Source organism: Azorhizobium oxalatiphilum, from assembly GCF_014635325.1.
GTDB classification, from domain to species: Bacteria; Pseudomonadota; Alphaproteobacteria; order Rhizobiales; family Xanthobacteraceae; genus Azorhizobium; species Azorhizobium oxalatiphilum.
This window is the reverse complement of record NZ_BMCT01000001.1, coordinates 1,573,699-1,585,973: the sequence shown is the minus strand read 5'-3', so window position 1 is coordinate 1,585,973 and position 12,275 is coordinate 1,573,699. Positions and strand designations below refer to the sequence as shown.

Here is a 12,275-nt window from a genome sequence, read left to right as displayed (position 1 = left end):
AACGTTCGTCAGATCATCCGGACAGGCGTCAGTTGCGCTGGACCAGGCAATCGCCGCCCTGCGCCCGCAGGCTCTGGCAGAGTTCGTTGGCCTGCTCGCGGGTTCCGAACGGGCCGACCTGTGCGCGGTAATAGATGCCGCGCTCGCCGAGATCCGCCCGCTTCACCGACGCCTCGTAATTGCCGAGCAACTGCGGATAGCGCGAGCGCAGGATCTTCCAGGAGCCCATGGCGTCGGTTTCGGACTTCTGCGAGGCCACCTGCACCACATAGCCGCCAGCGGCGGACGACGAGACCGGCGGAGCCGCAGCCGGTGCGGGCGCAGGCGCCGCAGCAGGCGCGACGCTGGCGGTGGCCGGCGCGGTCGTCACCGGGGTCGGCGTGGGCGCCGCCACCGGAAGGGGATTCTGGGTCGGCGCATAGGCCACGGGCGCAACGCCCCCCGCACGGGCAGGCACCGGCGCGGCGTTGGTGACGACGGTGCCGTCGGCACGCACGGTCATGGTCTTGACCTTGCGCGGCTCGGTGCCATTGGCCGGCGCCGGCTGGTTCGCGGCAGCAGCAGCCGCGGCGGCATTCACATCCACCGGCTGCTCCTCGCGCGGAACCACGCGCTCGTTGCCCGGCGTGGCGCCTGCCATGCGGTCATAGATCAGTTTCTGGCCGTCGCTGTTGGTCGAGGACGTCGGCGCGGGGCCGGCGGTCTTCACAGGCGCGTCACCAGCGCGGATCACCGGCGGCTGACCGCCAGCGGTCTGCGTGCTGCTGGAGCCCGTCATCATGCGATAGGCGAAGAAGCCGCCAACGCCAACCACGACCAGCGCCAGAACGGAGGCGATGGCGAGCAGCACGGCCCGGCTCTTCCGGCGACGCGGCTCGGCCTCGTACAGGTCCTCGTCGTGCGGCGGCATGTAGCCGTCTTCCGAATAGGCCGGATCGTAGGCGTCGTCGTAATCGTCATACTGTTCCTGACGCGCGCTATAGGCATAGTTCGCATCATCTTCCGCCTCGTCGTTATGACGGGCGTCACGGGCAGTCGCCGGAGCGGCGCGCTGCGCCTGACGCGACGGCTGAGCCTGCGTGTAATGGGACTGTGTATATTCCGGCTGATCGTAATCGGGCTGCTCGGGCTCGTAGGCCTCCTGCGGAGGGGCTTCCTGCGGCTCGGGGCGGCGTGAGAGCGAGCCGTAGCCCTGGCGGACATTGCCACGGGTCTGATCGGCCCAGTCATCCGCCTGCTGCGGCGCGGGTGCAGCGGAAGGCGCGATATGGGTGGGCGTACCGGGCGGCGGCGTGCGCTGGCCTCGGCGACCGGGCTGCCAGTCGTCGAAGCGGCGCTCCACCGGCGGCGCGGAGAATTGCGGCGCGGGCGCAGCTTCAGGACGGGCGCGCGTCCGGGTCGGCTCCGGCTCGGGGGTGCGCAGATCGTTGAAGTCCGCGAACGGATCCTCGTCGCCGATCAGGCGTGCCAGTTCGGCGAGGGCGTCGTCCGCGCGGCTCGCCTGCGCCGGGGCGCGGGTGTCCTGCGTGCGCTGGTCGTAGGAACGGGTGGTTTCGTAGGAACGCGCGGTCGCAGTCGTACGCTCCGTTCCGACGCGCTCCTGGCGCGGCGAACGACCGTCGCTGGCGGAATTCTCGTCACGCCGGTAGCGGAACCTGCTTTCGTCGCCCATGTCGCCTCGATCGTGCCCTTAGACCGCCGAAACAACCGGGCGCCACACAAGGTGGCCCCGGCTCAGGACGGTCACTTCATTTCATCGACGGCCTCGACACCCAGCAAGCCAAGGCCAGAGCCGAGCACCGCGGCCACGCCCTGAACCAGAGCCAGACGGGCCATGGTCAATTCTCGATCATTCTCCATAATGAAGCGTAAATGAGGCAAGTCTTTTCCGCGGTTCCACTGCCCGTGAAGTTCACTTGCGAGGTCATGGAGATAGAAGGCGATACGGTGCGGCTCGCGCGCATTTGCCGCCTGCTCCACCAGGCGCGGCCAGCCCGAGAGCCGGCGCACCAGCGACACTTCGCCCTCGTCACCGAGTCGGTCCAGCGGGGCATGCGCATACACGCCCATGCCCTCCGGCAGGTCCGGATACTGTTCTTTGGCATTACGCAGGATCGACTGCGTGCGGGCATGCGCATACTGCACGTAGAACACCGGGTTCTCGCGCGACTGTTCGATCACCTTTGCGAGATCGAAGTCCAGCGGAGCGTCATTCTTGCGGAACAGCATCATGAAGCGCACCGCATCGCGGCCCACCTCATCCACCACCTCACGCAAGGTCACGAAGGAACCCGCGCGCTTGGACATGCGCACAGGCTCGCCGTTACGGAACAGGCGCACCAGCTGGCACAGCTCCACGTCCAGCGTGGCCTGACTGGCGGACACCGCTTTGACCGCCGCCTGCATGCGCTTCACATAGCCGCCGTGATCGGCGCCCCAGACGTCGATCATGCGGCGGAAGCCGCGATCGAACTTGTCCTTGTGATAGGCAATGTCGCCGGCAAAATAGGTGTAGCTGCCGTCGGACTTCACCAGCGGCCGGTCCACGTCGTCGCCGAAATCGGTGGTGCGGAACAGGGTCTGCTCGCGATCCTCCCAGTCCTCGATCGGCGCGCCCTTGGGCGGCGGCAGGCGGCCCTCATAGACCTCCCCCGTGCGGCGCAGCTGTTCGATGGTCAGGCCCACGCGATCGGGGCCGACGGTCAGCGAGCGCTCGGAGAAGAAGACATCGAACGAGATGCCCAGCGCGGCGAGATCGTCGCGGATCATCACCATCATGGCGCCGATGGCGAACGAGCGGAAGATCGGCAGCCACTCGCTTTCCGGCGAGCCCAGATATTCCGAGCCATGGATGGCGGCCAGTTCCTTGCCCACCGGCACCAGATAGTCGCCCGGATAGAGGCCGTCCGGGATCTCCGCCTTTTCGCCGGTGGCCGCCTCGCGGTAGCGCAGATAGGCCGAGCGGGCGAGCACATCCACCTGAGCGCCCGCGTCGTTGATGTAATATTCGCGCGTCACCTTGAAGCCGGCATAGGCCAGAAGGCTCGCCAGCGCGTCGCCGAACACCGCGCCCCGGCAATGCCCCACATGCATGGGGCCGGTGGGATTGGCGGAGACATACTCCACATTCACCGCCTCGCCGGCGCCCACCTGCGAGCGACCGAAGTCCGCGCCCATGCGCAGCACGGCGGCCAGCACCTGCGGCCAGAAAGCCGGGTCCAGGGTCAGGTTGATGAAGCCGGGCCCGGCCACGTCGGCCTTGGCAACGCCCGGAATGGCGGCCAGCTTGCCAGCGATCTCAACTGCCAGATCGCGCGGCTTCATGCCGAGATCCTTGGACAGCACCATGGCGGCATTGGTGGCCAGATCGCCATGGCTCACGTCGCGCGGCGGCTCCACGACGATACGGGAGAGATCGAGCCCCTTGGCTTCGATCTGGTCGCCCGCGATGGCGGCGACGGCATCTCGCACGTGATCGGCGAAGATCGCGTAGACGTTCATGGTTCAATCCAATGTCTTGAAGGGCATGGGGCGCTTAACGCAATTCCGGCGTCGCGTCAAAAAAACGGGCGTGCAGATCGAGGGCGTAACGGTCCGTCATGCCGGCGATATAGTCCGCCACGCGGCGGGCGACACGATCGGGCTGCGCATCGACGGGCCGCCAGTCGGCGGGCAATTCCTGCGGCTGCGCAAGGAAATAGCCGAACAGGTCACGCACCACGTCCTGCGCCTCGTCCATGATGCGGTTCACGCGGGCATGGCGATACATGCGCGGGAAGAGAAAGCCCTTCACCGCCTTCTCCGCCACCCGCATCCGATCCGAAAAGCCCACAAGCGTGCGACCCAGCAGGCGCACATCCTCCGGGGAGCCGAGGCCGGCATCCCGGGCGCGGGCTTCGGTCTCGCGCACCACATCCTCCACGAAGCGGGTAATGAGCCGGCGCATGACCTCATGGATCACCCGCCCCTCCTCCAGCCCCGGCCACGCGGCGCGCACTTCCGTCAGCACCTCGCCCACCAGAGGCAGGGGCGCCAGATCGTCCAGCGTGAACAGGCCGGCGCGCAGGCCGTCGTCCATATCGTGCACGTCATAGGCAATGTCGTCGGAGATGGCGGCCACCTGCGCTTCCGCACCGGCATGGCTCCACAGCTCCAGATCCTGCACCGCCGTATGGGCCACGATGGCGTGCGGCAGACTTGCCCCCGGCGGGTCCAGACGCTGCCCCTCGCGATCGGTCAGCGGGCCGTTGTGCTTGGCTATGCCTTCCAGTGTCTCCCAGGAGAGGTTCAGCCCGTCGAAGCCGGCATAGCGCCGCTCCAGCCGCGTGACCACACGCAGCGACTGGGCGTTGTGATCGAAGCCCCCGAAAGCTTCCATGCAGCCGTCCAGCGCCCGCTCGCCCGCGTGGGCGAAGGGCGGATGGCCGAGATCGTGGGCCAGCGCCAGCGCCTCGGCCAGATCCTCGTCCAGCCCCAGCGCTCGCGCGATGGAGCGGGCGATCTGCGCCACTTCCAGCGTATGGGTGAGGCGGGTTCGGAAATGGTCGCCCTCGTGAAAGACGAAGACCTGCGTCTTGTGCTTCAGCCGGCGGAAGGCCGTGGAATGTATGATGCGGTCGCAATCGCGCCGGAAGGCGCTACGCGAGCCCTCCTCCTCCGGGACGAGGCGGCCGCGCGACAGGGTTGCGTCGCTCGCCCAGGCCCTGCGGGGCCGCGCTCCGGAAACAGCCATTCCACCTCCATGCGACCGGCCGTCGCACCCGCGACATTGACTTGGCAGCGGGCGCACTTAACTATCCAGACAACAGCTGATCAACCGCCGAAAGGCGATGGTAGAGATATGGCAACCCAGGCAGAACCCGTCGTCGTGACCGCAAATGCGGCCCGGCGCATCAGTGAAATCCTTGCAGGCGAGGCTCCCGCCAGCGCCCTGCGCGTGAGCGTGGAAGGCGGGGGATGCTCCGGCTTCCAGTATCGCTTCGACGTGACGCAGGACCGCAACGACGACGATACCGTCATCGAGCGGGACGGCGCGACCGTGCTCGTGGACGCCGTGTCGCTGGACTATATGGCCGGCTGCCAGATCGACTTCGTGGACGATCTGATCGGGGCCGCCTTCAAGATCGAGAACCCGCACGCCACCGCTTCCTGCGGCTGCGGCACCAGCTTCTCGCTCTGACGGCCTTTGCGGCCGGCGTCCACCGCCGGCCGGCCCTCCTCATTCTTCAGGCAGGCCGATGGGCCAGGCGCCGTTGAGGCAGGGGAAGAAGCGCTCGGTACGCGCCAGAATAACCAGCGCCGGCTTGTATTTCTTCACATCCGCCATGTCGAACCCGCAGTAGCCCAGCGTGCGGCGGCTGAAGTGCATCCACGCGGCCTCGGAAACGGGGCTGGCGGCGAACAGGCGCGTCCAGATGTTCACCGTGAAGCTGTCCCCGATCACCATCACGCGCGGCCCCGTATCCCGGAAATGCTGCACATAGGGCACGAACAGCGGATGCTCGTGGATGGGCTTCAGGTCCGGTGAAGGCTGGTTGGGCACGTCCGGCGGCGGCAGACGCAGGGGATAGTTTTCGTCGGCAACCTGTGGCGGCATGCGCATGGTGCGGGTCAGGTCGCCCATGGGCGAGGGGCCGAGTTCACCCAGCACCTGCTTGGGGTCCACCTGCCAGTCCGGATGCCCCGCGGCCACCATCACCGCATTGAAGGCATAGACCGAGCTGGCGTTGTTCCAGTGGGAATCGGTGAGCAGATAACGCGGCCCCTTGAAAGGCGCATCCTGAAGCACCTTGCGCAGGTCCACCGCAGTGACGCCATCGGCCTTCAGGCCAGCCAGCATCAGATCATATTCGGTGGCGCGCGGCGCGAACGCGCGCTGCCAGGCCGGCAGGTCGTCCTTGTCCACGGACTGCGCATTGGGCGGAACCGCGACCACCACCTTGGTGCCGAGCGGCGCCAGTTCGCGCTGGACGATGGCCGCCATGCGCACGAACTGGTCCACCTCATGGGTACGGATGAGATCACCCGAGGACTGGGCCGGCGTATTCTCCCGGCCCCAGAACAGGCGCCCGTCGCGACCGCGGTAGGTGTTGTGGTCGTTGGGCGAATCCATGGCCTCGCGCAGGTCGCGCCGCAGCACGGGCATGCTGGCGCGGAAGCCGAAATTGTCCTGGAAATACAGGGCGTAGCTCTGCAGCGTCATGTGGATCTGCTGCCAGACATTGGCCGGCGGCGTGTTACGCGTGCGCCAGACCCCGCGCCCATAGGGATCGGGCACGAGGTTGCCGAGCGTCAGGAAGACGAAGACCGCGAGGGCGGCGATGCCGAGATAACGGCGATGGCGGCTGAGGAGCGGCATGGTCAGAACCGATAATACAGGAACGGCGTGCCGGAGCCGCCGCCCACCCAGAGGGCGCAAAGGAGCATCAGCACGACGATCATGGCGTAATCGGTGCCGGTGGCGACGAGACCATCCCCCTTCAGGATAGCGGGACGCTTCCAGCGCCAGAAGCCGATGACCGTGCCGACAATGAGGGCCGCGATGCTCAGGGGATGCAGGCCGAAGCCCAGCGCCAGCGACTGGTCATGGAAGCCGTTGAAGCCCAGGAGGCCCTTGAAGATGTCGATGGCGCCGGTGAAGGTCTCGGCCCGGAACCAGACCCAGCCGAACATCACCACCACCACCGTATAGAGGTGCGAGAAGCCGGACGGCAGCTTCTTCAGATGGCGTCCCAGCCACGCGCGCTCCAGCACCAGGAAGAAGCCGTGATAGGCGCCCCAGATCACGAAGTTCCAGCTCGCGCCGTGCCACAGGCCGCACAGCAGGAAGACGGCCCACAGATTGAAATAGGTGCGCGCCTTGCCACGGCGGTTGCCGCCCATGGTGATGTAGACATAGTCCCGCAGCCAGGACGACAGGCTCATGTGCCAGCGCCGCCAGAAATCGGTGACGCTAAGCGCGGCATAGGGCAGCCGGAAGTTGCGCGGCAGGGTGAAGCCCACCATGACGCCAAGGCCCACCGCCATGGCCGAATAGCCGCCGAAATCGAAATAGATCTGGATGGTGTAGGCAAAGACACCCGCCAGCGCCTCCACGAACGTGGGGTCGGTGGTCGAATCGAAGATGGCGTCCGCAAGGCCCGCCACCTCGTCAGCGATCAGCACCTTCCAGGCGAGGCCGATCACGAACAGGCGCATGCCGGCCGAGAAGCGGCCCCAGGTGGTGCGCCGGTCGCCCAGCTGCCGGGCCACGCTCGAATAGCGCACGATCGGACCGGCCACGAGCTGCGGGAACATGCACATGTAGAGCGTGAATTCCGCAAAGCTGCGGTTCGCCCGCACCCGTCGCTTGTAGATGTCGGCGAGGTAGGAAATGGCGTGGAAGGAATAGAAGGAGATGCCCAGCGGCAGCGAGATGCGCGGCACGGGAATGTGCAGATGCGCGGGCTCCAGCAACACGTTGAGGTTGTCCACCAGAAAGCCGGTGTATTTGAACACGCCCAGCAGCAGCGCATTGGCGGTGACGCCGATGATCAGCATCTTCTGGCGCGGCCAGCCCTCACGCTCATCGATGGCAAGGGCGAGCCGGTAATTCACATAAATGGAGACGAGCAGAAGCAGCAGGTGCGGCGTGTAGCCGACCGAGTAGAAGACCAAGGAGAAGACAACGAGAATGAAGTTCCTGACCTTCAGATCCTTCGCTGTAAAATACAACAGAAGAAACAAAGGAAAGAAATAGAACAGGAACTCAATGGAGGCGAATGTCATACCGTGCGTGCCGGACCTGCGTCTGCTTTGCCTGTGGCAATGCCACCGTTTAGAGGCGTTAGCAAGCACGCTCACGGAAATGGGAATGCAGCATACCACACACCGTAACGGCACAAGGCGGTTGACGGGCCGGCTTCGCCGGTTCCCTGCCCTGCCCCGCATCTCTATGCTTGCCTGCCTGAAGGAGCCCCCATGCGCATCGCCACCTGGAACGTGAATTCCATCCGCCTCCGCGCCGAACAGGCCGTCACCTGGCTGAAGGAGACGCAACCGGACGTGGTGTGCCTGCAGGAGATCAAGTGCCAGAACGAGCAGTTCCCGCGCGAGCCGTTCGAGGCGCTGGGCTACAACGTCACCGTGCACGGCCAGAAGGGCTTCAACGGCGTGGCGCTCCTGTCCAAGCTGCCGCTGGAGGATGTGACCCACGGCCTTGCCGGCGACGAGAGCGACGTGCAGGCCCGCTTCATCGAGGCGGTGGTGTCGGTGAAGGGCGGCGTGGCGCGGGTGTGCTGCATGTATCTGCCCAACGGCAACCCGCCGCAGACCGAGAAATACGATTACAAGATGGGCTTCATGGCCCGGCTGAAGGCTTTTGCCGCCGAGCGGCTGAAGCTGGAAGAGCCCTTCGTCATCGCCGGCGACTACAATGTGATTCCCGGCCCGGCAGATGCCTCCGATCCTTCCGCCTGGACGCAGGACGCGCTCTATCTGCCGCGCACCCGCGCCACCTTCCGCGATTTGCTGGCCATGGGCTTCACCGACGCCATCCGCGCCACCTCGGACAGCGACCGCCTGTTCAGCTTCTGGGACTATCAGGCCGGCGCCTGGCAGCGCGACTTCGGTATCCGCATCGACCATCTGCTGCTGTCGCCGCAGGCGGCCGACCGGTTGATCGGTGCCGGCATCGACAAGCACGTGCGCGCCTGGGAACGCCCCTCCGACCACGTGCCCGTTTGGGTGGACCTGAAGCTCGCCGCCTGACGAGCGCCAGTTGTTCTCTAGCGGACGGTGAAGCGCACCGGCACGGTCAGCTGGAGGCTGTTAGCCAGAGTTTCCGGCGGAAAAGGCGGCAGGGGCACGGCGCGCTGGAGCATCGCCGATGCCTCCGCATCCAGAGCCGGATCTCCCGATGAGCGCGCCACGGCATATCCCAGAAGCTGGCCGTCGCGATCCATGGCGAAGCTGATCACAGTTACGCCCTCGGTACGAGCGCCGGCGGGATAACGCTTGTATTTGTTCAGATGCGCCAGAAGGCGGCTTTTCCAGTCCGACGGCAAATCGGAGGCCGTCGCGCTGGCATCGGCCATCTGCGGCAAAGGCGAACTGGCCGGAGCGCTGGAGGGGGCGGCGGCCTCCTGACGCGCATCCGGCGCGGGCTTCGTCTCGGCCTGCCGCGCGGTGGTGCCCCGAGAAGGTCGTGTATCAGGCGGCCGGGTCGGCAGGGGGACAGCGCCCGTGATCCGGTTCGGCACAGCCGCGGGCACGGGAGGTGTGGCCGGCGACGCATCCGGTGCGGGCGTGGTGTCCAGAGCGGCGCTCACCTGCCCGGCCGGGCTCATCGCCACCCCGGTATCGGGAAGCCGGGGGCTTGGTGCCGGAGCCAGTTCCACCATGATGGCGGCGGCCTGCTCGCCCATCTTCTGCGGGCGCTGGGGCGACAGAAACGTCACCCAGGCGAAGGCCACGTGGGCAAAGCAGACGAAGATCGCGGCTGCCCCCCACAGCAGGAAGCCCGGAGTCCGCCGCTCGGCCTGCTGGAAAACGACCCGCCCCCTCGCCGGGGGCCTGCGATGCGCGACCCTGTGGGTCAATGGACCATCTCGCCGGCGGCGCCAGACACGGTCGCGCGCATTGCGGCCCGCAAACCGAACGCCCGATGACGGGTGGAATGCCCCTCACACATGGGGCCGGACCGCAAAATGGCGCGCCGCCGCCGCCAGGCTCACGGCGGACACGGCGGGAGCCGCCTCCAGCAGATCCACCAGCCGCTGCACGCGGTCAGAGAGCGCGCCATAAGCCGAGGCCTCGGCATTCGAGGAACCCGCGATGAACGCAAGGGCGTGCCGGAACTCACGGAGGCTGGCTTTGGTCCGCAGAATCTCCCGAATGATGAGCTGGCTCGCCGGCCCGACGGCCGTGATCACATCACTTTCAGAAATCCCCGGCATCGAGCCCACGCGCCATCCTCACGTCAATCGTGCATCAGGGATACGCGCAGCCACCAAAGGCTTCAAGCCATCGGGGTCGACTGATTAAGTATAACAATTCCAGTCTAAGTACATGGAGAGCACAGGACGCCCTCGCACCAAGTGGTTTACGGCTGGAATTCCACCCCACTGTACTCAGTGCTCACTCTGATCTTTCCCAGCGCGATATCAGCGGCATAGGCTTCCACCTTGGCCCGCACGTCGGCCGGCACCTCCGGCGCAAGAGCGAGCCGCACGGCATTGCCGGAGGAAACGCCAAGCTTCACATGCTTGCCGGGCACGAGGCGCCCCGAAGCGGCATCGCTCACCGCATTCCGCATGGCGATGCCCACATCCGCAATGGCACTGGCCACGAACACGTCCGGCGCCACGGGCCCCCAGTCGCGCACATTGCCGATCTGGCGGATCTTCTTTTCCCGGCAAGCCGCGATGGCGCCGGGGCGACCGGCATTGAGCATGGTGAAGATGATGTCGGCACCCGCATCCGCCTGCGCCACCGCCACCTTGTGGGCGAGCGCCACGTCGTCCTGCTCGCCACAGAACGTGGTGAGCAGCTTCACGTCCGGTTTCGCATGGGCAACGCCCGCCGCATAGGCCGCGCGCCCCTTCAGGCCCGGCGGCACGCGGATGCCGGAGATGTGGCCCACGACGCCGGTCGTCGTCAGCAGCGCCGCCGCTGCACCCGCCAGCCACGCCGACTCTTCCTGCAGAACCTCATAGCTGGTCAGGTTTGCACCTTCGACGCCGCCCTGGATGACGAGGAATTGGATGTCTGGATGGTCGGCAGCGACGACCTTCGCCGCCTCGTTGCACTGGCCGCCATGAGCCGCGATCACCTGCGGCTTGTCGGCCGCCAGCTTGCGCAGGGCCGCGACGAGTTCGTCCTTCTGCGGCCGCACACCGTCCACCACCACGGCGTCGAGCTTTAGTTCGCTCACGGCCTGTTCGAAGCCGGCATAGCCCGCCTGCATGAAGCCGCCGTCATCCCGTTTGCCCGGCAGCAAAAGCCCCACCTTGGTGACAGCCGCAGAGGCGGAAAGAGGCAGAACGGGCAGTACGAGGGCGGACAGGGCGACGCCCCCTGCCCCAACGATCTGGCGACGGCTGAAAAGCGGCATGCGGGCCTCTCGCGCGAACGAACAGTCACGGCGGCCGAAACCACCGCATGCCATTATGACGCGAGGGGAAGCAGGGACAAGAAGAGGAAAGCAGGAAGAGCCCACCGCCTATGGCGGGGGCCAGCGCCTCAGCGCTGGGCGGTCTTGAGCCACTGCTCCAGATACTGCAGGGCCAGCGCCCGCTCATCGGGGGTCGCTTCCGTGAAGGCGTCCTCATAGAGGTCCACCACCCACTTGTCCTCGGGAGCCGCCGCACCATCACGGGCCAGCGTCAGCCACATGAGACCACGGGCGCCCTGACGCGGAATGCCATCATCGCCACGAAACAGCAGATGCCCCAGCAGGGCCTGCGCCTCATACTGCCCCTTCTGGGCAGAAAGGATCAGCCAGCGGGCAGCCTGACGCGGCTCACGCTGGGCGCCGACGCCATCGAGATACATCTTGCCGAGGCGGAACTGGGCGTCGGGATCGCCGAAATAGGACGCGGCATAGGAGAACATGTCCCGCGCGCGGGCCGGATCGCGCCGCACCGCCGTGTTGGGAATGCCGACCAGATAATAGGAACCGAGCGCCACGAAGGCGCTGGCCGCAAAGCGCGCCTGCGGCGTGCCGGGATAGTCCTCGGCATGCAGATTGGCGATGCGGCTGAAATATTCGAAGGCCTTGGCGTCGTCGCGCTTCACGCCGTCGCCGTCCGCATACATGCGGCCGAGCTTCCACTGAGCGGCGGGATGTCCCTGATCGGCTGCATAGCGCAGGGCATCCACCCCCTTGGCCGTCTGGCCGGACCTCAGTGCCTGAGCACCGGAGCGGAAGGCCTCGTCCACCGGGCGGGTGCCGGGAGGCAGCGGCAGGCTGGCCGGCGGCGTCAGACCGCCGGAACCGGCGTTGCCGTCCGTATTGCCGTCGAAGGCATAAGCGGGAGAGAAGGCGCCACACAGCATGGCGAGCCCCAGTGCCGCCCCGAGCGCAAGACCCGAGCGCGAGCGACCGGAGGAACGCCCCTTGAGGGCGCGCCCTTTCGTGCCGCGAATGAAAGCCACCACATCCATAGTGCGCAGAGGATGCCAGCCACTGCGGGCGACATCGGGGCCGACGCAAGGCCGAGCCAAGGCTTCTCCTTGGCAGCGCGAGCCTGCGCGCCCTACTTTCAGCCCTGATACCGCCCTCAACGCACGCATCT

General features: G+C 66.6%; 11 protein-coding genes. 2 read left to right on the top strand and 9 right to left on the bottom strand.

Annotation, left to right across the window (positions count from 1 at the left end):
- Window positions 1-28: 28 nt before the first annotated feature.
- The 3 genes from IEW24_RS07045 to IEW24_RS07035 form a co-directional block, all read right to left on the bottom strand.
- Window positions 29-1,672: an SPOR domain-containing protein gene (locus IEW24_RS07045; RefSeq protein WP_188576657.1), complete on the bottom strand. Its 1,644-nt coding sequence runs from the start codon at window positions 1,670-1,672 to the stop codon at window positions 29-31.
- A 71-nt stretch (window positions 1,673-1,743) separates the two neighbouring features.
- Window positions 1,744-3,501, bottom strand: coding sequence for an arginine--tRNA ligase (argS, locus tag IEW24_RS07040; RefSeq protein ID WP_188576655.1), 1,758 nt, complete (start codon window positions 3,499-3,501; stop codon window positions 1,744-1,746).
- A gap of 34 nt (window positions 3,502-3,535) precedes the next feature.
- Window positions 3,536-4,732 carry a deoxyguanosinetriphosphate triphosphohydrolase gene (locus IEW24_RS07035; RefSeq protein ID WP_188576654.1) on the bottom strand — a complete coding sequence of 399 codons (1,197 nt, stop codon included), beginning with the start codon at window positions 4,730-4,732 and terminating at the stop codon, window positions 3,536-3,538.
- 108 nt (window positions 4,733-4,840) lie between these two features.
- Between IEW24_RS07035 and erpA the strand changes: the two genes are divergently transcribed.
- Window positions 4,841-5,179 carry an iron-sulfur cluster insertion protein ErpA gene (erpA, locus tag IEW24_RS07030; protein ID WP_188576652.1) on the top strand — a complete coding sequence of 113 codons (339 nt, stop codon included), beginning with the start codon at window positions 4,841-4,843 and terminating at the stop codon, window positions 5,177-5,179.
- 39 nt (window positions 5,180-5,218) lie between these two features.
- Here the strand turns inward: erpA and IEW24_RS07025 are convergent, their stop codons facing one another.
- Window positions 5,219-6,358 carry an alginate O-acetyltransferase AlgX-related protein gene (locus IEW24_RS07025; protein WP_188576650.1) on the bottom strand — a complete coding sequence of 380 codons (1,140 nt, stop codon included), beginning with the start codon at window positions 6,356-6,358 and terminating at the stop codon, window positions 5,219-5,221.
- Window positions 6,359-6,360: 2 nt separating this feature from the next.
- Window positions 6,361-7,767: an MBOAT family O-acyltransferase gene (locus IEW24_RS07020; protein WP_188576648.1), complete on the bottom strand. Its 1,407-nt coding sequence runs from the start codon at window positions 7,765-7,767 to the stop codon at window positions 6,361-6,363.
- Between the two features lie 192 nt (window positions 7,768-7,959).
- Between IEW24_RS07020 and xth the strand changes: the two genes are divergently transcribed.
- A complete protein-coding gene (gene xth, locus IEW24_RS07015) occupies window positions 7,960-8,748 on the top strand; it encodes an exodeoxyribonuclease III (protein WP_188576646.1) in 789 nt (262 codons plus the stop codon).
- 17 nt (window positions 8,749-8,765) lie between these two features.
- On the opposite strand, the gene IEW24_RS28630 is transcribed toward xth, so the two are convergent.
- The 4 genes from IEW24_RS28630 to IEW24_RS06995 all read right to left on the bottom strand — a co-directional run bounded on the left by IEW24_RS28630 (window position 8,766) and on the right by IEW24_RS06995 (window position 12,036).
- Entirely contained in the window at window positions 8,766-9,578 is an 813-nt protein-coding gene (locus IEW24_RS28630; RefSeq protein WP_244644200.1) for a TonB family protein, read from the bottom strand.
- An 84-nt stretch (window positions 9,579-9,662) separates the two neighbouring features.
- Window positions 9,663-9,944 (bottom strand): hypothetical protein, encoded by a 282-nt coding sequence (locus IEW24_RS07005; RefSeq protein WP_188576645.1) that lies wholly within the window; start codon window positions 9,942-9,944, stop codon window positions 9,663-9,665.
- 137 nt (window positions 9,945-10,081) lie between these two features.
- A complete protein-coding gene (locus tag IEW24_RS07000; RefSeq protein WP_188576642.1) occupies window positions 10,082-11,092 on the bottom strand; it encodes a BMP family protein in 1,011 nt (336 codons plus the stop codon).
- A gap of 128 nt (window positions 11,093-11,220) precedes the next feature.
- Window positions 11,221-12,036, bottom strand: coding sequence for a tetratricopeptide repeat protein (locus tag IEW24_RS06995; protein WP_188577454.1), 816 nt, complete (start codon window positions 12,034-12,036; stop codon window positions 11,221-11,223).
- Between the last annotated feature and the right edge of the window lie 239 nt (window positions 12,037-12,275).